The organism is Streptomyces sp. NRRL F-525 (genome assembly GCF_000716605.1).
Classification (GTDB): Bacteria; Actinomycetota; Actinomycetes; order Streptomycetales; family Streptomycetaceae; genus Streptomyces.
Genome location: NZ_JNXE01000017.1, coordinates 34,678 through 55,170, shown reverse-complemented (window position 1 = coordinate 55,170; position 20,493 = coordinate 34,678). Strand labels below are relative to the sequence as shown.

Genomic DNA, 20,493 nt, shown 5'->3' with positions numbered 1-20,493 from the left:
GAAGTGGCTCTCGGTCACACGGACGGCACCGGCTCCGGCGGCGTGAGGCCGAACTTCCCGGCCGCCTCGGTCAGTTCCCGCCACACCTTGGGCGCGACGGGAATGCCCTTCGCACCCCGCCCCTCCGCGACCGCCGCGCTGCGCTCGCCTGGGTAGAAGACGCCCTCGGCGCCGTCCGCCGGCGGCAACTGCTTGAGGGTGCCCAGCGTTTCGTCGACCGCAGCGGTGAAGGCGGCGGGGTCTCCGAAGGCCGCCGGGTCGAGGGCGATGAGCAGCGCGTTCTGGCGGTGCTTGCGGCCCTGGGGGTCGTCCGAGTGGAACGCGGCGAAGATCGGCGCTCCGACCAGCACGCTGGTGAGCAGTTCGAAGGCCAGGGACATGCCGGAACCCTTGGCGCCGCCCAACGGCAGTGGCATGACCGCCAGTTCGGGGTCGGTGGTCGGGGTGCCGTCCGCGGTGGCCGCCGCGCCCTCGGGCAGCGGGGTGCCGCTCGCCTTCGCCTGGCGGATCTTGCCGAGGGCAATGGTCGCGGTGGCCATGTCGAGCAGCAGCGGGGCGTGAGACTCCGCAGGTACCGCGATGGCGAGCGGGCTGGTCGCCACGGCGGCGCCCTTGACCCCGGTGTAGCCCATGTTGGGCATCCCAGAGACATAGCCGATGCCGACGAGTCCCTGTTCGGCGATCTTCGACACGTAGTAGCCGATGGCACCGGTGTGCACGGTACGGCGGACCCCGACGGCGGCGACTCCACTGATCCTGGCCCGGGTTACCGCCTCGTCGGCTGCGGCGCTGAGGGCGACCGGACCGGGGGCGCGGTCGGCGTCCAGGACGGCGGCGGCCGGGGCGGTGGACTCGATCGTGATGTCGGCGTCGGCTTTGGCCACGCCCTTGGCCAGCAGCTCCAGGTAGGCGGGGACTCGGGCGATGCCGTGCGAGTCGACGCCGCGCAGCGCGGCCCACACGAACACGTCGGCGGTGGTGCGCGCCTGCTCGGCGTTCAGGCCGCCCTTCTCCAGGAGCGCGGCGGAGAAGGTGCGCAGGTCGTCAGCGGCGACAAGTACCTTGCCCGGCTTGGGCGTTGCGGTGTCGGACATGGTGGCGGATGCCTTCCTGGTTCAGCGGGTGACGAGGACGTCGACGACGGCGGTGGTGCCCTCCGCCACGGCCTTGAGCGCACGCTCCAGCGCGGGTGCGAGGGCCTCGGGTGCGTCGACGGTCTCGGTGTGCATCCCGAACGGCTCGGCGAACGCGGCGAGTCGGGGCAACCGGTGCAGATCGGTGCCGAGCCACTCACCGGTGTCGGCGGCGGCACCCTCGGGGTAGAACCTGCGGTGGTTGAGGTTCATCGACTTGTAGACGCGGTTGTTGAACACCACGATCAGCAACGGGAGTTCGTAGGCGTTGGACGCGTCGTACGACTGGATCACCGGGTTGTACGTGAACGCGCCGTCGCCGATGGTGAGCACCACCGGGCGTTCCCGCGCGGCGAGTTTGACGCCGAGCGCGACCGCGATGCCCTGGCCGAGGCCGCCCTGCACGTAGAAGTACGAGTCGGGGTCGGCCGTTTGGACATGGCGCTTGACGACCCGGCTGTGGGTGATGGTCTCGTCGACGACGATCGCGTCCTGGCCGTCGAGCAGCTTGCGCAGGGTCGCGGCGACGAGGACCGGGTCAACGCCCTCCGCCTGCGCGGCCTTTGCCTCGGCGGCGGCGATCGCGGCCTGCTCGTCGGCGTGCCGTTGCTCCTGGGCCGCACGGCGTACGGCGACGGACGCCTCGTCGAGATCCTTCGCCCGCTTGGCCAGCTGGCGCAGGGTGTTGGCGACGTTGCCTTCCAAGTACCGGTCGGCGAACAGGACTTGGTAGACGACGTGCGGGCGCTGTGGCACCTCGTCGATGACGACGACCGTCGCCTTGGAGGGGCGGCGCGACGGCGGGTAGAAGGGCGCGCGGCAGTTGACGAGGAGGATCAGGTCAGCCTCGTCCATCCACGGGCCGATGTCGCTGCCGGCGTGCAGCGGGTGGGTGCGCGGGAAGTTGCCGCAGACCGCCGAGTCGGGCTCGACGACCGGGATGTTCCACGCCTCGGCGAACGCGACCAGCGCCTCGAAACCGCCCGCCTCACGGCCGGCCGTCTCCGTGACGATGACGGGGTTGCTCGCCTCGCGGATCAACTGGGCGACGGGGTCGACCTCTTCGGGCGAGCTGTGCGTCGAGCCGGGCTGCACGATTGGCTTGGCCTCACGCCCGTCCCACTCCTCCAGCAGGATCTCCAGCGGGACGTTGAGGTACGCCGGTCCGGACGGGGCACGCCAGGCCAGTTCCGCCGCCCGCGTCACCATCGTAGGAAGGGTGTGGACGCTGGCGGCCTCGTTGGACCACTTGGTGAAGGGCTGCGCGATCTGGTGCGGGCCGCCGACGATGGACAGGTTGCGGTACCACTGGCCGCCGGGGTCCTGACCGGGGCCGTCGCCGTACGTGGTCGACTCCGAGGAGCTGACCACCATCGGGACGCCCGCGAGCAGCGCCCCGTGCACGGCCATCGAACCTTGGAGCAGACCGGGGGCGGCGTGCAGCAGGACGCCCTGCGGCCGGCGCTCGATGAGGCCGTAGCCGGTGGCCATGCCGACGGCGACGGTCTCGTGGGTCAGGTCCAGGTACTGCGGGCAGGGCAGTCCGTCGCGGTGGCGGCGGGCCAGGGACTCCCAGACGGGGGCCCACTCGGAGCCCGACGAGCAGAAGATGTAGTCGGCGCCGACGGCGTTGAAGGCGGTGACGAGAGCGTCGCCGCCGTCGGCGCCGGGGGTGTTGGTGGTGTCGGTCATCTCTCGTGCTTCCTCAGCCCTCGATCGGCCAGTTCAGGACCTCGGAGATACCGCGGCCCATGATCCATTCAAGCTCCTCGGGCGTGAAGTCCCAGTGCTTGGTGAACTGCTCGATCGTGTCGGTGTACGTGATGCCGTGCCCGAGCAGCCGCGTGATGTCCGTGCCGTAGAAGCAGCGCTGCGGGCCCATCTTGTCGACCATCTCGCGCACGTACTTCTGGATGTTGTTGTTCGGGAACGGCTGCGTGGAGTAGCCCGGGAGCGCCGAGAGCTTCACGTAGATGTTCGGGTGGGCGGCGAGGTCGGCGGTCTCCGAGACCCAGTAGCCGATCGCGTCGTCGACGCAGCGGGCCATGATGCCCATGTGGTCGATGATGATCTTCAGCTCGGGGTGCTTGGCGGCGATCTCGCCCAACTCCCGCTTCCAGATGGGCGCGTGGACCATCGTCGGGACGCGCAGCTCCTCGGCGATCGGCCAGTACCAGTCGTTGGTGCCGTCGATCATCCAGTTGCGGTCCTGCGGCCGGTGGAAGGTGAGCCGCGTGCCCTTCACATGCGGGTTCTGCGCGAAGTCCGCCAGCATCGCCTTGCCCTCTTCGGGCTTGTTCTGCGGGATGCGCGCCATGATCCCGAAGCGGTCGGGGTGCGCCTCGCAGGCCTCCAGGGCGTAGTCGATACGGTCGCCCTCCCAGGACGGCGGCAGGATCAGGGCCCGGTTCACGCCGGCCTCGTCCATGAGCTCCAGGGCCTCTTCGTAGGAGAAGGGGTCCTCGCGGTGTCCGTTGAGGCGGATGCGCTCCCGCGCGCCCGGGACCCAGGGGCGGTCCGGGGTCTCTTCCTTCCAGATGTGGATCTGCGTGTCGACAACGAACATGTCCTGAGCTCTTTCTCTCGAAGGTCTTACGAAGGTCTTGCGAAGGGGCCGGTGAGGTGGGTTACGGAACGAACGCTAGGCGGGCCGCGAGGCCTTGCCGAGTCCCGGGAGCGCAAGCAGTAGTTGCGCGAAACACCGCTGTACGCAGGGCATTCTCAGGTTGCGGACGGGTTGTCGAACACGGCGCCGACGATGTGCTCGGCGATCGCCATGGAGGCCGTCGCGGCGGGCGAGGGCGCGTTGCGTACGGCGGTGATCCGGCCGACCTGATGGATGCGGAAGTCGTCCACGAGGGTGCCGTCGGGGTCCAGTGCCTGGGCGCGGACGCCCGCCCCGCCGCGTACGACGTCGGAGACGCCGACACCGGGGACGTACAGCTTCGCGTCCTTCATGAAGGCCTTCGCGGACAGTGAGCCGCGGTACTCCTTGATGCCGGTGCGCCAGTGCTGGGCGGCCATCTTCCAGGAACCGGGGTAGGCGGCGAGCCCGGCGAGGTCCTTCAGGGAGAAGCGGCTGAGCTTGTAGCCCTCCCTGGCGAGGGCGAGGACGGCGTTCGGGCCGACCTCGACGCTGCCGTCGACCCGCGGGGTGAAGTGCACGCCGAGGAAGGGGTAACAGGGGTCCGGTACCGGGTAGATGAGCCCGCGCACCAGGTTCGTGCGCTCCGGCTTGAGGAGCATGTACTCGCCCCGGAACGGGATGATCCTCGGTTCCCGCTTGTCCTGCGCCAACTTCGCCACGACGTCCGAGTGGAGACCCGCGCAGAGGATCAACCGGTCGACACGGACACGCACTTGGCCCGATGCGACCTCGATCCCGCCGGGCACATTGGTGATGGACGTGACCGGGAAACCGAGCCGCACCTCGCCGCCGGACGCCTCGATGTCCTTCGCGAACTCCCGGGCGATCGCCGGGTAGTCGGTGATCGCGGTGCGCGGCGAGTGCAGCGCCGCGATACCGCCGGCATGCGGCTCCAGCTCCTTGATCTCCGCCTGGGAGATCTTGCGGAGCTCGGGCACGTGGTTGTTCCGGGCCCGCTCGTAGAGGCTCTCCATCCGGCCCAACTCGTCCTCGCGTACGGCCACGACGAGCTTGCCGATCTCGTCGTACGGCAGCCCGCGGTCCTGGCAGTACTCGCGCAGGATCGAAACGCCCCGTACGCACAGGTCGGCCTTGAGGCTGCCCGGCGCGTAGTAGATGCCGGCGTGGACGACCCCGGAGTTGTGGCCGGTCTGGTGGACGGCGACCTCGTGTTCCTTCTCCAGGACCACGACCCGGGTGCCGGGGCGGCGCAGGGCGATCTCGCGGGCGGTGGCCAGGCCCACGATGCCGGCGCCGACGATGCCGATCGTCTCGTCAGCCATCGGCATCCTCCTTTCTTTCGTGCCGAATCTCTGTCGTACCGACTTGATCAGGCGCCGAAGTGAATGGCTACGGTCTTGACGCGGGTGGAGAAGCGCAGGACCTCGTCGCCCTGCTCCTTGTAGCCAGTCCCGGAGTCGTGGAAGCCGCCGAACGGCAGGTGGACGTCCCAGCCGGGGGTCGTTGCGTTGACCGCGATCTGCCCGCACTCGGCCTCGTCCGCGAAGCGGTAGGCGGAGGCGAGGTCACGGGTGAACACGGCGGCGGCCAGGCCGAATTGGGAGTCGTTGACCGCGTCCACGGCCTGGTCGAAATCGTCCACGGCACGGACTGCGAGGACCGGTCCAAAGACCTCCTCGCGCCAGATCGCCGTCTCGGCGGTGACGTCGGCGAGCACGGTCGGCTGGACGAAGCAGCCGTGCTCGTGGTCGCCCTCGGTGTCCGCGCTGCCGCCGGTGAGGACGGTGGCGCCCTGTTCCACGGCCCCGGCGAGGTGGGCGAGGACACTGTCGCGCTGCTTCGGGCTGGAGAGCGGGCACAGGGTGGTCGCCGGGTCGCTGCCCGGGCCGACCTTCAGCGCCTCGACCTCGGCGACCAGGAGGCGCGTGAACTCCTCGTAGACCGGCCGCTCCACGACGACCCGGCTGGTGGCGGTGCAGCGTTGGCCGGCCTGCCCGAACGAAGCCGCTACGACGGTCCTCGCGGCGAACGGCAGGTCGGCGTCCTTGAGGACGACCGAGGCGTTCTTGCCGCCGAGTTCGCCCTGGAAGCGGACGTTGCGGTCGGCGAGACGGCGGCGGATGCGGTTGCCGACCTCGTTGGAGCCGGTGAAGGTGATGCCGACGATGCGCGGGTCGTCGAGGAGGGCTTCCTCGATCTCGGCGGTGCGGCCGGTGACGACGTTCAGCACACCGGCCGGCAGGCCCGCGTCGTGCAGGGCGCGGGCGAAGTGCAGGCCCGACAACGGTGTCTCGGTGGCCGGCTTGAACACGGCCGCGTTGCCAGTGGCGAGCAGCGGGGCGAGCTTGCGGGCCGGGGTGATCAGCGGGTCGTTCCAGGGGCTGATCACGAGGATCACGCCGATCGGTTCGCGCTGGGTGTGCACGCGGGTGTCGGGGCGGGCGTCGTGCAGGAGGGTGCCGTAGCCCTGGCGGGCCAGGCCCGCGTAGTAGTCGAGGAAGTCGGCGGCCTTGAGGGTCTCGCCGCGGGCCTCGGCGCCGGTCTTGCCGTTCTCGGCGGTGACGTCGGCGGCGATCTCGTCGACCCGCTCGCGGATCAGCCGGGCCGCCTCGGTGAAGACGCGGGCGCGCTCGAAGGGACTGGTGCGCTTCCATACGGCGAAGCCGCGCTCGGCGTGGTCGTAGGCGCGGGTGACGTCCTTGGCGGCGAGGGCGGGGATGCGCGCGAGGGGGGTGCGGACGTCGGCGGGGTTCTGCACCTCGATCCACTCGCCGGTCGTCACCCACTCTCCACCGGAGAGGGTTTCCAGGCTTCGCATGAAGATCACTTCCTTCGTCCGCCGCGGTGCGGGTCCGCGGTCTGCACAGTCAGCGGCCACAGTGGGCCGGATGCGACAACACACCATGTGGGGGCGGTGCCACCAGTCCCGCGGAGGCAGGCATTGCTTGCGCCGTGCGCAGGTCGGCGGAGGGTTGTTCCGTGCTGGAATCGGCGGGCCGGACGGCAGCCGCGACACGCCGCCGGGAATCCAGGAACCACCGAGGAGAGACACGACATGGCCTACGCCGTCATCGCCCACTACTTCTGCGAGCCCGCCGACGACGCCACCGTCCGTGCCGCGTTGCTGAAGGTGCGCGAGCTCACCCGTGCCGAGCCGGCGAACCTGGCGTACGAGGTGCACGCCGAGGCTGATGTGCCAGGCAGTTTCGTGCTGTACGAGCAGTACGCCGACCGGGCCGGTTTCGACGCGCACAAGGCCGCCGGGCACTTCAACGAGCTGATCGTGCAGACGATCTGGCCGCTACTGACCGACCGCAGGGTGACGTTCGCCGAGGTGCTCTGAGCTTCCGTGCACCCCCGCCGGGAAGCGCGTCTCCCGCGCTTCCCGGCCCGTACGTCAGAACTCGTTGCCCCAGACGTACCGTGCCACGGTCTCCACCAACTCGATCTTCCGGCGCTGCTGTTCGGTGCTCAGCAGTGGCCGGCTCGCCACATCGGCGAAGCCCCGGGACGGTGATACGGCTCCGTCCTCCAGGTCCTTGAACTCCCCCACCGCGTCGAGCCTGGCCATCACCGTGTCGATGTCCTCCAGCTCAGGCACGGTCGCGTCGACGACACCCAGGCAGAAGTCACGGTCCTCTGGAAGGGCCTTGACCAGGGCGAGTTCGGCCGGGGTGCCCTGGTCGAAGGGGAGGATCCAGCGGTCGGCGGCGATCTCGGCGTAGAGCTGCTCGGCGCGGGCCCCGTCGATCGCGGCGGGGACGACCGGGCCGGGAGCGAGGCCGATCCGTACGCCCTCGGGGCGGTCGTCCAGGCGTACCGCCAGGGCGTCCACAGCGAGCGCGTCCGCGAAGGACAGCGCGCCGGGGTCGGCCGGTTCGGTGGCCAACTGGCCCAGCAGGAGCGGGTTGTTGAGCTGGATCAGGCGGACGCCCTTGGAGACCAGCAGCTGTATCTCGGCGAGGACGATCTCCGCCAGCGCCTCCCCCAACTCCCGTGCGGAGGACGGACCGTGGCCCGGCTGGAAGGTGGTGGCGGCGAGGTACGCGGGTGAGGGCAGCGAGGCCTTCGGGGCGATCACCGTCAGTTCGGTGAGCCGGGCCGTCCAGTCCGCGAGGAGCGGGCCGTTGGCCTTGGGGAGGGACTCAGCAACCCAGCGGGTGAGGCCGTCGGCGTCCGTCTCGTCCGTGCGCCGGAATCCTGACACTCCGTCAAGGACCGCGCTGCGGAAGTCTTCCCGGGGGAAGTCTCCGTCGGTGACGACGGTGGAGCGGAGCTTGCGCTGGAAGACGATCGCGTCCTTGACCGCCTGAAGCTCCGCTTCCTTCAGGGCCTCGGGGTCGCCCGACGCGCGTGCGGCGGTGAGTTCGGCGGGGCGGACCAGGCTGCCGTGGTGGTCGATGCGGTAGTTGAACGTATCCGCCATGGGTCAGGCGTCCTTTCCGGACGAGGACGAGGACGAGGACGACGAGTCCGAGGCCGGGGCCGGCTTGCCCGCGACACCCCAGGCGGCGAACTCCAGTTCGTAGCCGAGCGAGGCGAGGACCTCCTCCGCGATCTGCTGATCCTCGTCGGCGGTACCGCCGGCGATGCCGAGGCCGCCGATGATCTCGCCGTCCTTCTTGATGGTGAGGCTGCCCTCGGTGGCCATGATCGGCATGGCGGCGCCCGGGAGTTGGGACAGCTGGCCGAAGAAGACGGGCTGGCTCTCCTGCCACTTCTTCAGCATCTTGCCGGGGCGCTGCATGATGGCGGCCGTGTACGCCTTGGCGCGGGCGATGTCCGGGGTGAGCGGGCGGGCACCGTCCGGGCGACGGATGGCGATGGGGAAGCCGCCCGCGTCCACGACGGCCACGCTCACCGCCTTCCCGATCGACTGGGCGCGCTTGTGGGCGGCGTCGATGATCTCCTCGGCGGCGTCCAGGGTGAGGCTGCTCATGCTGCTTCCTTCGGTGCGGTGAGGGTGCGGCGCAGGTGGGCGACGGCGGCGTTGTACTTCGCGGGCGTCTCCCAGTACATGGAGTGCGGGGCGTCCGGGACGATCTCCAGGTGGGAGCCGGGCAGCAGTTCGTGGGCGCGGGTCACGGTCTTCACGCTGAGCACCGCGTCCTTCTCGCCGGCCAGGAAGGCGACCTTCACACCGGAGTTCTGGATGTCGTCCAGGGACGGGCCGTCGGTGTCGAGGTTGCGCAGGTCCTGCATCTTGGCGACGTTGAACGTGCCCATCTGCTGGAAGAGGAAGGTCAGATCGGCGCGTTCCTGCTGGAACCTCTTGGTCAACAGGCGGTCGATGACCGGCAGTTTGACGGCCTCGGCGCGGTCGGCGGCGGCGAGTTCCTTCAGCTCGGGGTGGCTGATGCCACCCAGCGAGTGGCCGAGCACGACGGAGCCCACGCGCTCGGGGCGGAGCAGTCCGGCGCGGAGCGCGGCGACGGAGCCGATGGACTGGCCGACCAGCATGGCGTCGGTCAGGTCCTCCTGGTCCAGCACGGCGACGACGTCACCGGGGAAGTCCTGGCCGTCGAACTCGGGCATCGACGAGTCGGACTTGCCGAAGCCGCGGAGGTCCACGGTGACGACCGTGAACTCCTCACGCAGCGCGGCCACTTGCTGCCACCACGCGGCGTGGTGGCCGCCGCTGCCGTGCACGAACAGGATCGCCGGACCGCTGCCGTGGCGCTCGTAGTAGATGGAGGTGCCGTCGGAGTCGGCGATGGGCATGGGGGTGAACTCCTGTACGCGCGTGGTTAGTTGGGACGGCGGCCGTGGAAGACGAGCTCGATCATGGTGTGGTCGGGGTCGTGGATGTAGCAGAACTTCGACTGGTTCTCGGGGCGTTCGATCGGCCGGGTGTGCCGGATGCCCAGGTCCTTGAGGTGGGCGAGGAAGTCGTCCCAGTCGTCGACCTCGACGGCGAAGTGATAGGGCGCCATGCGCTCCATCTCCTCGACCGGGGTGAAGTGCAGGTCGAAGTTGCCCCGGGTCATCAGCACCACACGGGTGTTGGACTTGGGCATGATCCGCTTCATCCCGAAGACCTTCGTGTACCACTCGGCGGTGCGGTCGGGGTCGGTGGTGGGGAAGTTGACGTGGTGGATGTAGCGGGGTGCGCTGCTCATGACGGATTCCCTTCGCTGTGTACGGGGTTGGACAGGACGCCGATGCCGCTGATCTCGATGTCCACGGTGTCCCCGGGTTCGAGTTGGCAGGTGGACTCGGCACCCATCCACAGCACGTCCCCCGGGTGCATGGTGATGTGCTTGGTGAGCTCGACGATGTGGTCGAACGGGTCGAAGACCATGTCGCCGGTGGCGAACGAGGCGCGGACCTCCCCGTTCACACGGAGTGTCGTGGTCTGCGCGAGGGCATCGACGTCGGTCTCGATCCAGGGACCCATCGGCTTGAACGTGTCGCTGTTCTTGCTGCGCCAGAACGAACGGTCCTCGTGCTGCCAGGTGCGGGCGCTCACGTCGTTGCCGATCGTCCACCCGAAGACCGACTTGCGGGCCTCGTCGTAGGTGGCGTGCTTCAGGGTGCGGCCGATCACGGCGACGAGTTCGGGCTCGGCCTCGAAGCGGCCCTCGACCCCGGCCGGCTTGACGATGGGTGAACGGTGGCCGGTGAGCGCGTTGTTGGCCCGGTAGCCGACCTCGGGGCGGCTGGGCGTCTCGGCCTGAGCGTGCGCGATGTGCCGCGGGTAGTTCATGCCGACCGCGTAGAACACGGGCGGTACGACGACGGGCAGCCACCGGGCTTCTGCGACCGGCACGCTGCCGATCACGGACGGGTCGCCCTCAATCGGGGACTCGGACAGCAGCTCGATGTGCTCCTCCCCCACCCGGCCCCACACCGCCCGGCCGCCGACCTCAACGCGCGTGTACCTCATGGCGGTTCAGCCCGCCAGCAGGTGCGAGACGCGCTTGGTGATCAGGTAGGCGTCGAGGGCTTCTGGGCCGCCCTCCCTGCCGTAGCCGCTCTCCTTGACCCCGCCGGAGGGGGCCTCGGCGACGGAGCCGCCGCAGTGGTTGATGGAGAGGATGCCGGCCTCCAACGCGTCCGAGAGCTTCTCGGCGGTGGCGGCGGACTCGGTGAACCCGTAGGCGGCGAGGCCGTAGGGAAGGGAGTTGGCGATGGCCAGGGTCTCGTCCAGGTCCGTGAACGGGACGATCGGGGCGAGCGGGCCGAAGGGCTCCTCGTGCATCAGCCGCGCGTCCGCCGGTACGTCGGTGAGGACGGTCGGGGCGTAGAAGTAGCCGTCGCGCTCCAGGCGTTGGCCGCCGGTGAGCACCTTGGCGCCGCGTTCCACGGCGTCGGCGACCAGGGTCTCGATCGCGTGCAACCGACGCTCGTTGGCCAGCGGACCCATGGTGGTGTCGGCGTCGAGGCCGTCTCCTACGGTGACTTGCTGAGCGGCCTTCACGAACTCGGCGGTGAACTCCTCGACGATGCTCGCGTGGACGAAGAAGCGGCTCGGGGAGGTGCACACCTGGCCGGCGTTGAAGAACTTCGCCTGGGCTGCCTTGCGGGCGGATTTCACCGGGTCGGCGTCGGCGCAGACGATGACCGGGGCGTGGCCGCCGAGTTCCATGAGGGTGGGCTTCATGACCTCGCCGGCCTGGGCGGCGAGGAGCTTGCCGACGGGGACCGAGCCGGTGAAGGCGACCAGGCGGATCCGCGGTGAGGGGATCAAGTGGGCTGACACTTCGGACGGTTCACCGAAGACGAGGTTGAGGACCCCGGCCGGAAGTCCGGCGTCGGCGTAGCAGGCGACCAGCGCGGCGGCCGTGCCCGGTGTCTCCTCGGACGCCTTGATGACGATCGAGCAGCCGGCGGACAGGCCGGAGGAGAGCTTGCGATTGGGGCCGCCCACGGGGAAGTTCCAGGGCACGAACGCGGCGACGGGGCCGACCGGTTCGCGGCGGACGGTGAGGACCGTGCCGGGTGCCGACGGGATGATCCGGCCGTAGGCGCGGCGGGCGTCCTCGATGTGCCAGCGCAGGGTGTCGGCCGTGCGCAGGGCCTCGGTGGTGCCCTCGCGGAGCGGCTTGCCCTGCTCCTGGGCCATGATCCGGCCGATCTCGGGGGCGCGTTCGGTGATGAGGTCGGCGGCGGCGTGCAGGATCGCGGAGCGCTTGGCTACCGGGGTGTCGCGCCAGACGCGGAAGCCCTCGGTGGCCGCGTCGAGGGCGCGGTCGAGGTCGGCGGTGGTGGCGAGGGGTACGTCGCCGATCACCTTCTCGGTGGCCGGGTTCACGATCGGGGCGGTCCGTCCGGTGCCGCCCTGGCACCACTCGCCCGCGATGTACATGCGGACGGCGGGGTAGCCGTGGTCGGAGGTCATGAGTGGGTGCCCTCTCAGGCTGGGAGGAGAGTCAGGTGGCGGGGGCGTCCTGCTGGTCGCGGTTGGAGCGCAGCGCCCAGATGTGGTGCGGCGGGGTCGTCTCGTGGACGCGGGTCTCGTAGGTGTCGTCGACGCGGTCCATGTCCGCCGCGTACTCGACGCGTCCGCCGCACGGGGCGTGCAGGAAGCGGAAGACGTTCGAGCCGACGGTGTGCCGGCCGAGCTTGCGGGCCTCCCGCCAGCCGCGCTCGATCATGTAGTTGCCGCCTTCGATGACGTCGTCGAAGCCGGGGACCTCGTAGGCGATGTGGTTGACGCCGGCGCGGTCGGGGCGGTGGCACAGCAGCATGGTGTGCTGGTCGTCGTCGCCCGGTGCCTGCATGAAGACGCCCATCGGTTCGACGACGTCGGTGGGCCGGAAGCCGAGCCGCTCGGTGTAGAAGGCGACGGCCTCCTCGCGCCCGGCCTTCACGATGTTCAGCGCGACATGGCACATGCGCAGCGGGAAGGCCCGGGTGAGCGGTTCCAGCGCGGAGTTCCAGCGGTCGACGCTGCCCGAGACATTGGCGGGGCGCGGGGTGACGTCCGCGTTCTTCGGGCGGGCCAGCGTGAGTCCGACGCCGAAGCCGCTCTCGTCGACGGTGTGGTGGACGCCGTCGGCGCTCTCGTGGACCTTGCGGTCGCGGCCCAACTCGGCGACCAGCCGGGCCAGTTCATCCGGGGTGTCGACGCCCCACACGACCTCGCGGATCGTCGGCCCCGCCTCCACCGGCGGCGGCAGCGGGGGGCCGGGCACGGTGTCCAGATGGAGGGTCTGCCCGGTGAGGGTCTCGAAGACCGCGTGCTCCTCGGTCCGCTCCAGCAGGAACAGCCCGAAGTCGCCGAAGAAACGGACACATTCGTCTACGTCGTCGATCCCGTAGGTGACGGATTCGATTCTCTGGATTCCCATGGATGCCTCGTTTCGCGGGTCGCCCGGCGAGCCTAGATTTCGGGGCGTGAAGGCCTCAATGGTCCGGGCTCGTCTGAATTCGCAATCGTTTCTTGCGGCTACGACTCGATGGCCGGAATGGGGTTCTGCGAGAACCATTCGGCGAGGAAGTCCAGGAACACGCTGACCTTGCGCGGGGTGGCCTGCCCTGGGCCGTAGATCGCGAACAGGGGGCGGTCGGGGACCGCCAGCTCGGGGAGCAGGACCTGGAGGGCACCGGTCATCAGGTCGTCGTAGGCCGGGCGCTGGGGCAGCAGGGCGATGCCGCGGCCGTGGACGGCGGCCTTCTGGAGGGCGATGTACGAGTTGGACGAGAAGGCGATGTTACGGATCTTGTGCAGGGTCGAGGCGTGGCCGTGGCCGATGCGCCAGACCGGGTCGTTGACGTGCACGAGGCAGTCGTGGTGGGCGAGGCCGTTGGGCTCGGTGAGCGGGCCGCCGCGCTCCAGGTACGTCCGGGAGGCGCAGAGCACGAAGGGCAGCGAGGCGATCTTCTTGAGACGGACGCTGGAGTCGCGCAGGTCGCGGGTGTGGAAGGCGACGTCGAAGCCGCTGTCCAGGAAGTCGTACGTACGGTCCGACATGCCGCCCAGTTCGAAGCGCACGTGGATCTTGGGGTGGGCGGCGGAGAAGGCGGCGATCGCGTCGCCGAGGTCCAGGCTGCCTATCCACTTCGGGCAGATGATGCTCAGGGTGCCCTCGGCGCGGTCGTGGAGGTGCGAGATGACGGCGTCCTCGGCCTCGATCTCGTCGAGGATGCGGGCCGCGAACTCGGCGTACTTCAGCCCCGGTTCGGTGAGGCTGACCGAGCGGGCGGTGCGGTTGACCAGGCGGACGCCCACCTGCCGCTCCAGCTCGGCGACGTGACGCGACACGAGCGAGCCCGACGAGCCCAGCTTCTTCGCCGCGCCGCTGAAGCTCCCGGCCTGCGCGACGGTGACGAAGCTGTGCATGAGGAGCAGTCGATCCATGATTCCTCCGGAGGCCCACGGGTGCCAGGGGTGGGCCCCGGCGGCGGTGCCGGTCGTACTGATGGGTCCGTCCCCGGCCGGGATGTCCTGGTGGCGGCTCCACTTGGACATTCCGGCGATGTGACGGACAGGCGGCTCGGACAACAATGAGACGGGTGCCGCTCCCGGCACCGGACTCCGTTTACTTCGGGCAGTACTGGGGGGCCTTGCTCAGGTTGTCCTTGGTCACCAACAAAAGAGGAATGTTGGCAATTTTGTCAACCTTTTTCTTGGCCAACAGACCGACCGCGTTCTTCACTGCGGTCTGTCCTATCGCCATGGCCGAGTTGGCCACGGTGGCGGAGAGCCGTCCGTCCTTGACGGCGGCCAGGCCCTCGTCCGTGCCGTTGACGGTCACGATCTTCACGTCCTTCTTGCCGGCTGCGTCGAACGCCTTGCGGGCGGCGAGCGCCATGTCCTCGGAGGCGACGAACGCGTACGTCAGGTTCGGGTGGGCCTGGATCATGTTCTCCGCCACGTCCTGCGCCTTCACCGGGTTGAACATGCCCGGCTGGTTCGCGACCACCTTCGCGGTGCTGGGCAGCGCCTTGGTGAAGCCGCTCACCAGCAGGTCGGAGGCGGCGCCGGGCGCACCCGCGATGACGCCGACCTCGACGCTCCTGCCGCCCGCGTCCGTCGCGACCCAGCCGGCGTCCAGGGCGCCGACCTTGGGGAGGTCGACGACGGCCGCGCCGAGGATGTCGTTCACGTCGCTGGTGGCCACGGAGGTCAGATAGATCGGGATGTTCGCGGCCTTCGCCTTGGCGATGTCGCCCTTCAGCGCGTCCACGTTGACCGTCTGCACGATGAGCGCGCTGACACTGCGCGAGGTCATGTCCTCGATGTTGGACAGTTCGGTGGTGGAATTCTGGTGCGAGTTGGCGGTGAAGACCTTGGCGTTCTCCGTCTTCGCCGTCTGCTCGACCGCTTTCTGGAGACAGCTGTGGAACTCGGTGTCACCGCCGTTGACAAAACCGAGGGTGACCTCGCCGGAACTCCCGCTGTCGTCGCTCGCGCCACAACCGCTGAGTACGAGAGTGGTGCCGGCGAACGCGGCGAGCATGGATCTGCGGGAACGGAGCGACATTCTCACGGTGAACCGCCATTCAAAGAAGGAGTGGGTAAGGCCGGTCAATGACGTGCGGAACGTGCCTTGTGCATCTCGTTGGCGATGGCCGCGACGAGCAGCACCGCGCCGACGGAGACCGACTGGTAGTTGCTGGAGACCTGGAGCAGGTTCAGCGCGTTGGCGACCACCCCGAGGAGGACCACACCGAGCGCGGTGCCGACGACCGTGCCGTAGCCGCCGGCCAGGGCGGTGCCGCCGATGACGACCGCGGCGACGGCCTGGAGCTGGAGCGAGAGTCCGCCGGTGCCGGGGCTGCTGCCGCTGAGCCGGGACAGCAGCATCAGGCCCGCGAGGCCGGACAGGGCGCCGGTGAGGGCGTAGAGCGAGAGCTTGCGGGCGGTGACGTTGATGCCGCTGAGCCGGGCGACGTGTTCGTTGCCGCCGATGGCGAAGGCGTCGCGGCCGAACACGGTGAACCGCATGACCAGGGCGGTCGCCACCAGCACGAGGACCGCGACGACCAGCAGGTACGGCACTCCGAGGATCTTGTTGTTGCCGAGGGCGAACATCTTGGTGCCGATGGAGACGCTGACGCTGTCGAGGACGAGCAGGGCGACACCGTCGAGCAGGGTCGCCGTCGCCAGGGTCGCGACGAAGGGGGCCACGTTCGTGAACGTCACGACCACCCCGTTGACCAGTCCGATCAGCGTGGCCAGCACCAGCGAGACGACGACGGTGAACGCGGTGGAGTGGCCGTGGGCCAGCAACTGCGCCCCGACCGCGGTCGTCACGGCGACGTTGCTGCCCATCGAGAAGTCCATGCCGCCCGCGGTCATCAGCAGCGTGAGCCCGGCCGCGATCACGGCGACGACGCTGACCTGACGCAGGATGTTGATGACGTTCGTGTCGGTCGCGAACGAGTCGGTCCGCATCGAGGTCGCCACGATCACGACGATCAGGACGGCGATCAGCCCGGTGTGCGGGGCCCCGCGCAACGCGGCCAACGAGAGGCGGGGACGCGCTCTCCCGGGTGGGTCGTCGACGCCGGGGGCGTCGGGAAGTGTCTTGACGCTCACTGCGGTTGACCTCCGAGGGCGGTGGCGACGAGTTCGTCGTGGGTGATGGCGTCGATGTCGTGCTCGGCGACGGTCCGGCCGGCGCTGACGACGACGACCCGGTCGGCGAGGCGCATGACCTCCTCGGCCGAAGACGAGGCGAGGAGTACGGCGACACCCCGCGAGGCGAGGTCGTCGACGAGGGCGTGGATGTCGGCCATGGCCGCGATGTCGACCCCGTTGGTGGGGTCCTCCAGGAAGCAGGCGACCGGCTCGGTCTGCAGCCACTTGGCGAGCAGCACCTTCTGCTGGTTGCCCCCGGACAGCGCGCCCACCGGCGGGTTCCCGGCGAGCGCGACCACGCCGTAGCTACGGCGCAACGGGGCGGCCCGGCGGGCGAGTTGGGCCCGTCGGTGCGTCCGGCGGCGGGCGAAGCGGTCGCCGGCCAGCATCAGGTTCTCGTCCAGGGACAGCTCCGGGACCAGGCCGAGGGCGCGGCGGTCGCCGGTGACGCAGCGCAGGCCACTGGCGAGGGAGGCGTGAACCCGCCCGAAGGGCACCGGAGTTCCGTCCACGGCGAGGTGGCCGGTGTCGGGGCGGCGGCGCCCGGAGAGCAGGTCGAAGAGGCGCGACTGCGCGTCCCCGGCCGGTCCGAGCACGGCGACGATCTCGCCCTTGTGCACCTCGACCGTGAAGTCCCGCACGGCCCGTCCGTCGGTGAGACCGTGAACGGTGAGCCCGATCTCGTCCTTGGGGGCGGGCCGTTGGGACCGCTGCGACACGACGTCCCTGCCGACCATGCTCCGCACCAGACCGGCGGCGTCGAACTCGGCGGCCGGGGCGCTGCGGACGACCGCTCCGTCCCGCAGCACCGTGACCCGGTCGGCGACGGCCAGCACCTCGTCGATGTAGTGCGAGATGTAGACGACGGCGACGCCCTCGTCGCGGAGGGTGCGGACCAACTCCCTTATCTGCTGGGCCGCTTCGGCGCTCAGACAGGCGGTCGGTTCGTCGAGGATCAAAATGCGGCCGCCCCGGCGGACCTCGCGGGCCACCTCGACCATGGTCTGCTCGGCGACGGTGAGCGAACCCGCGGTCCGTGTCACGTCGATGTCGATGCCGAGGGCCTCAAGCGCCTTGCGGGCCTCGGAGTTGACCGCCTTCCAGCGCACCGCCCCGCCACGTGTCGGCAGGTCGCCCAGCATCACGTTCTCGGCGACGGTGAGCCCCATCGCCAGCTCCCGGCGCTGGGGTACCGACGCGATACCGAGCCGGCGCGCCTTGCGGACCGTAAGTCCGTGCTGCGCCTGCCCGTTGACCTCGACGGTGCCGGCGTCGGACTGGTGGACCCCCGAAAGGACCTGCACCAGCGTGGACTTGCCCGCCCCGTTCATCCCCATCAGCGCATGGACCTCGCCCGGGTACAGGTCGAGGTCCACGCCCTTCAGCGCGGCCGCGCCACCGAAACTCTTGGTGACCCCCCGGACGCGAAGTACCGCGCCTCCCCCCGGAGTTGTCACGGTCGTGGCTCGGTACCGTCGGCGCCGTCAGAGCTCTCCGGAGCGACACGGCCGTAGCCGCGGATGTCCGGGAACGGGGGCTCCTTGTCGGCCTGAAGGTCCACCTGGAAGGTGTTGAGGCACATGCCGAGCATGGTGAAGTTGCCGAGCGCGCCGATGGTGTCGACCAGGCCCTTGGAGCCGAAGTGCTCCAGTGCGGCGGCGAAGGTCTCGTCGGTGACGAAGTGCTCGTCGAGGATCTCGCGGCAGAACTGATAGAAGGCCTGGTCGGCCTCGTTGTCGAAGACGGCCTCGCGCTTCTCGGCGATCGCCTTGACGGCGGCCTCCGGGATGCCGGCCTCGATCGCCTGGTGCACATGGGCGTTCCAGGAGTACTGCGCGTCCCAGTTGCGGGCGGCCATCAGCAGCGTGAGTTCGCTCAGGTGCTTGGGGAGGCTGGAGTCGAAGCGGGCGAAGGCGCCGAGGGATTCGGCCCGTTCGCACATCTCCGGGCTGTGCAGCCAGACCCGGAAGGGTCCGCGGACGGCGCCGCGCCGGCCGGCGATGCGGGCGGCCAGTTCCTGCTGGCGCGGGTCCATTTCCTCTTCGGTGAGAACGGGGAGCCTCATGGGGCCGATACCTGCCTTTTCTTTCCGGCGCGTTACGTGCACGGTTCGTGAATCCGTGCGATGCGTGCCGACGGTACAGCCGGGTCCGGGAAGCTCACCCCTCTGGAAATGCAAGGTAAAGCTGCACGCCAGAGGGCACCCATTCACGCGCGCGAGGCCTAACGTCGTTCGACGCAGAAGCATGTAAGCGGAAAGGAAATCCGGATGACCACGATCATCAAGGTCGCGTCCGTGCCCGTGCTGGACCGGGGCGGTGCCGTCGTCACGACACCTCTCGTCACGACGCCGTCGGCGGGCGGGGAGAACCGGATCACCAGTGGGATGAGCGTGTATCCGGTCGGCTCCGGGGCGCCGTTGCACTCGCACAACTGCGACGAGCACGTGACCATCCTGGAGGGCCGCGCGGAGGTGGTGGTCGACGGCGAGGTGACGAAGCTGGAGCAGTACGACACGACGTACGTGCCCTCGCCGATCCCCCACCTGTTCCGGAACATCGGCGACACCCCGCTGCGCATCCTGTGGGTGTACTCGTCGGGGTACGTCACGCGGACGTTCACCGAGACGGGGAAGACGGTGGAACACCTGTCGGCGGAGGACCAGATGGGCAAGGACTGAGGCACAGCCTCGTCAACCGGCCCGCGCCTGCGCCCACTTGGGCGGCAGGCGCTTCTTCGTGTCCGGACGGATCAACACGACAGAGCAGCGCGACATAGCCGGACAGACCGACGCCGGCCCCCGCATCCCCTGCGGTGGCCGGCGTCCGGTCCTCGTCCCCGCGCACCCGGGACAGGTGTCCCGCGTCAGTGACTGGCGACCAACTCCTGCTCCACACCGGCCCGTTCGCCCTGCTTCGAGCTACGCAGCGCGGCGATGCCGATGAACACCATCGACGACAGACCGGCGATGGCGAAGGACGTGAAGCCCCAGTCGCCGTTGCCCGAGGCGAGCAGCTGGCCGCCGAGCCAGGGGCCGAAGACGGCGCCGAAGCGGCCCATGCCGGAGGTCCAACCGACCGCGGTGGCACGGTTGTCCGGGGTCGAGCGGATCGAGACGGTCGCGTAGATCATCGTCTGGGCGCTGTTGAGGAAGACGCCGGTCAGGAAGACGACCAGCATCGTCACCGCCTGGTTCATGTGGACACCGAGCAGGAAGACACCCACGGCGGTGAGCGCGAACCAGATCGCCGAGATGCGCGGAGCGCCGAAGCGGTCGGCAGCGCGGCCGGCGACGAGCATGCCCACGATGCCGCCGAGGTTGAACACGACCACGAACGTGAGGGCGTTGGCCAGTTCGTAGCCCTCGGCGCGCATCAGGGTGGGCAGCCAGGTGGCAACGCCGTAGACGAGGAGCAGGCCGCCGAAGGAGGCGAGCCAGTACAGCAGGGTCTGGAGCCATTCGCCGCCGCGGAAGAGGGCGAGCAGGGCGTCCCAGCGGTCGGCCGCCGTCTTCTTGCCTGCCGCGGCGGGCAGTTGGACCTCGAAGCGTTCGGCGAGGGCGTGGGCCTCGTCGGTGCGGCCCTTGGCGACCAGGAAGCTCAGCGACTCGGGCAGGAACTTCAGCAGCACCGGGACGAAGAGCAGCGGGAGCACGCAGACCCAGAAGGCGGCGCGCCAACCGACCGGTTCCACCAGCCACTTGGCCACGTAGGCGGAGAGGATGCCGCCGGCGTGGTGGGCGGTCATCAGCATGCCGATGGTGAGGGCGGTCCGGCCGCGCGGGGCGTAGTCGGAGACCATGCTGATCGCGGTGGGCAGCAGACCGCCGAGGCCGACTCCGGCGAGGGTGCGGCCGAGGCCGAAGACCTCGACGCTGCCCGAGACCGCGCAGATCCCGGAGGCGAGCGAGAACAGCGTCACGCAGCCGATCATCAGCTGCTTGCGGCCGATCCGGTCCGCGACCGTACCCGCGGTCAGAGCGCCCACCAGCATGCCGAAGGTGGCGTAGCTGCCGAGGTCACCGGCCTGGTCGGCGGTGAGACCGAAGGTCTTCGTCTCCAGCAGGTGCGGCAGCACCGAGCCGTAGATGAACATGTCCAGGCCGTCGAAGAGCACCGCCAGCCAGCACAGACCGATGACCAGGAGGGCCAGTCTGCTGGCGCGCGCGGACACGGCGGGCGACAGTGATGAGGAGGGGGAGGAAGACATCGTTGGTTACCTCT

The 20,493-nt window shown here is 69.6% G+C and carries 20 protein-coding genes; 2 read left to right on the top strand and 18 right to left on the bottom strand.

Annotation, left to right across the window (positions count from 1 at the left end; genetic code table 11):
• Positions 1–14: 14 nt before the first annotated feature.
• The 5 genes from OO69_RS24510 to OO69_RS24490 all read right to left on the bottom strand — a co-directional run bounded on the left by OO69_RS24510 (position 15) and on the right by OO69_RS24490 (position 6,559).
• Complete coding sequence (locus OO69_RS24510; RefSeq protein WP_033282912.1) at positions 15–1,094, bottom strand: Ldh family oxidoreductase; 1,080 nt, start codon at positions 1,092–1,094, stop codon at positions 15–17.
• A gap of 21 nt (positions 1,095–1,115) precedes the next feature.
• Entirely contained in the window at positions 1,116–2,825 is a 1,710-nt protein-coding gene (locus tag OO69_RS24505; protein ID WP_033282911.1) for a thiamine pyrophosphate-dependent enzyme, read from the bottom strand.
• A gap of 13 nt (positions 2,826–2,838) precedes the next feature.
• Positions 2,839–3,699 carry an amidohydrolase family protein gene (locus OO69_RS24500; protein ID WP_033282910.1) on the bottom strand — a complete coding sequence of 287 codons (861 nt, stop codon included), beginning with the start codon at positions 3,697–3,699 and terminating at the stop codon, positions 2,839–2,841.
• Positions 3,700–3,854: 155 nt separating this feature from the next.
• Positions 3,855–5,063 (bottom strand): L-2-hydroxyglutarate oxidase, encoded by a 1,209-nt coding sequence (gene lhgO / locus OO69_RS24495; RefSeq protein ID WP_033282909.1) that lies wholly within the window; start codon positions 5,061–5,063, stop codon positions 3,855–3,857.
• A gap of 47 nt (positions 5,064–5,110) precedes the next feature.
• Positions 5,111–6,559, bottom strand: coding sequence for an aldehyde dehydrogenase family protein (locus OO69_RS24490; protein ID WP_199811014.1), 1,449 nt, complete (start codon positions 6,557–6,559; stop codon positions 5,111–5,113).
• 237 nt (positions 6,560–6,796) lie between these two features.
• Here OO69_RS24490 and OO69_RS24485 point away from each other — a divergent pair, with 237 nt between their 5' ends.
• Positions 6,797–7,084, top strand: coding sequence for a putative quinol monooxygenase (locus OO69_RS24485; protein ID WP_033282907.1), 288 nt, complete (start codon positions 6,797–6,799; stop codon positions 7,082–7,084).
• A 54-nt stretch (positions 7,085–7,138) separates the two neighbouring features.
• On the opposite strand, the gene OO69_RS24480 is transcribed toward OO69_RS24485, so the two are convergent.
• From OO69_RS24480 to OO69_RS24425, 12 genes are all read right to left on the bottom strand, one after another.
• On the bottom strand, positions 7,139–8,167 hold the full coding sequence (locus tag OO69_RS24480) for a methionine synthase II (cobalamin-independent)-like protein (RefSeq protein WP_033282906.1): 1,029 nt from the start codon (positions 8,165–8,167) through the stop codon (positions 7,139–7,141).
• 3 nt (positions 8,168–8,170) lie between these two features.
• Positions 8,171–8,680, bottom strand: a complete 510-nt coding sequence (locus tag OO69_RS24475; protein WP_033282905.1) for a GlcG/HbpS family heme-binding protein — start codon at positions 8,678–8,680, stop codon at positions 8,171–8,173.
• Positions 8,677–9,462, bottom strand: coding sequence for an alpha/beta fold hydrolase (locus tag OO69_RS24470; RefSeq protein WP_033282904.1), 786 nt, complete (start codon positions 9,460–9,462; stop codon positions 8,677–8,679). The genes OO69_RS24475 and OO69_RS24470 overlap by 4 nt, the downstream gene beginning before the upstream one ends.
• A gap of 26 nt (positions 9,463–9,488) precedes the next feature.
• Complete coding sequence (locus tag OO69_RS24465; RefSeq protein ID WP_019069936.1) at positions 9,489–9,860, bottom strand: VOC family protein; 372 nt, start codon at positions 9,858–9,860, stop codon at positions 9,489–9,491.
• Positions 9,857–10,627, bottom strand: coding sequence for a fumarylacetoacetate hydrolase family protein (locus OO69_RS24460; protein WP_033282903.1), 771 nt, complete (start codon positions 10,625–10,627; stop codon positions 9,857–9,859). The genes OO69_RS24465 and OO69_RS24460 overlap by 4 nt, the downstream gene beginning before the upstream one ends.
• A gap of 6 nt (positions 10,628–10,633) precedes the next feature.
• Positions 10,634–12,082, bottom strand: a complete 1,449-nt coding sequence (locus tag OO69_RS24455) for an NAD-dependent succinate-semialdehyde dehydrogenase (protein WP_033282902.1) — start codon at positions 12,080–12,082, stop codon at positions 10,634–10,636.
• A gap of 31 nt (positions 12,083–12,113) precedes the next feature.
• Entirely contained in the window at positions 12,114–13,034 is a 921-nt protein-coding gene (locus tag OO69_RS24450; protein ID WP_033282901.1) for a VOC family protein, read from the bottom strand.
• Between the two features lie 98 nt (positions 13,035–13,132).
• Positions 13,133–14,044, bottom strand: coding sequence for a LysR family transcriptional regulator (locus OO69_RS24445; protein ID WP_033282900.1), 912 nt, complete (start codon positions 14,042–14,044; stop codon positions 13,133–13,135).
• A gap of 181 nt (positions 14,045–14,225) precedes the next feature.
• Positions 14,226–15,176, bottom strand: coding sequence for a sugar ABC transporter substrate-binding protein (locus OO69_RS24440; protein WP_033283059.1), 951 nt, complete (start codon positions 15,174–15,176; stop codon positions 14,226–14,228).
• Positions 15,177–15,214: 38 nt separating this feature from the next.
• Positions 15,215–16,228 carry an ABC transporter permease gene (locus OO69_RS24435; RefSeq protein ID WP_051801181.1) on the bottom strand — a complete coding sequence of 338 codons (1,014 nt, stop codon included), beginning with the start codon at positions 16,226–16,228 and terminating at the stop codon, positions 15,215–15,217.
• Positions 16,225–17,646: a sugar ABC transporter ATP-binding protein gene (locus OO69_RS24430; RefSeq protein WP_234444517.1), complete on the bottom strand. Its 1,422-nt coding sequence runs from the start codon at positions 17,644–17,646 to the stop codon at positions 16,225–16,227. The genes OO69_RS24435 and OO69_RS24430 overlap by 4 nt, the downstream gene beginning before the upstream one ends.
• Before the next feature lie 77 nt (positions 17,647–17,723).
• On the bottom strand, positions 17,724–18,305 hold the full coding sequence (locus OO69_RS24425) for a carboxymuconolactone decarboxylase family protein (RefSeq protein WP_078652551.1): 582 nt from the start codon (positions 18,303–18,305) through the stop codon (positions 17,724–17,726).
• A 234-nt stretch (positions 18,306–18,539) separates the two neighbouring features.
• Here OO69_RS24425 and OO69_RS24420 point away from each other — a divergent pair, with 234 nt between their 5' ends.
• Complete coding sequence (locus tag OO69_RS24420; RefSeq protein ID WP_033282897.1) at positions 18,540–18,950, top strand: cupin domain-containing protein; 411 nt, start codon at positions 18,540–18,542, stop codon at positions 18,948–18,950.
• Positions 18,951–19,135: 185 nt separating this feature from the next.
• Here the strand turns inward: OO69_RS24420 and OO69_RS24415 are convergent, their stop codons facing one another.
• Positions 19,136–20,479 carry an MFS transporter gene (locus tag OO69_RS24415; protein ID WP_033282896.1) on the bottom strand — a complete coding sequence of 448 codons (1,344 nt, stop codon included), beginning with the start codon at positions 20,477–20,479 and terminating at the stop codon, positions 19,136–19,138.
• Positions 20,480–20,493 lie beyond the last annotated feature (14 nt).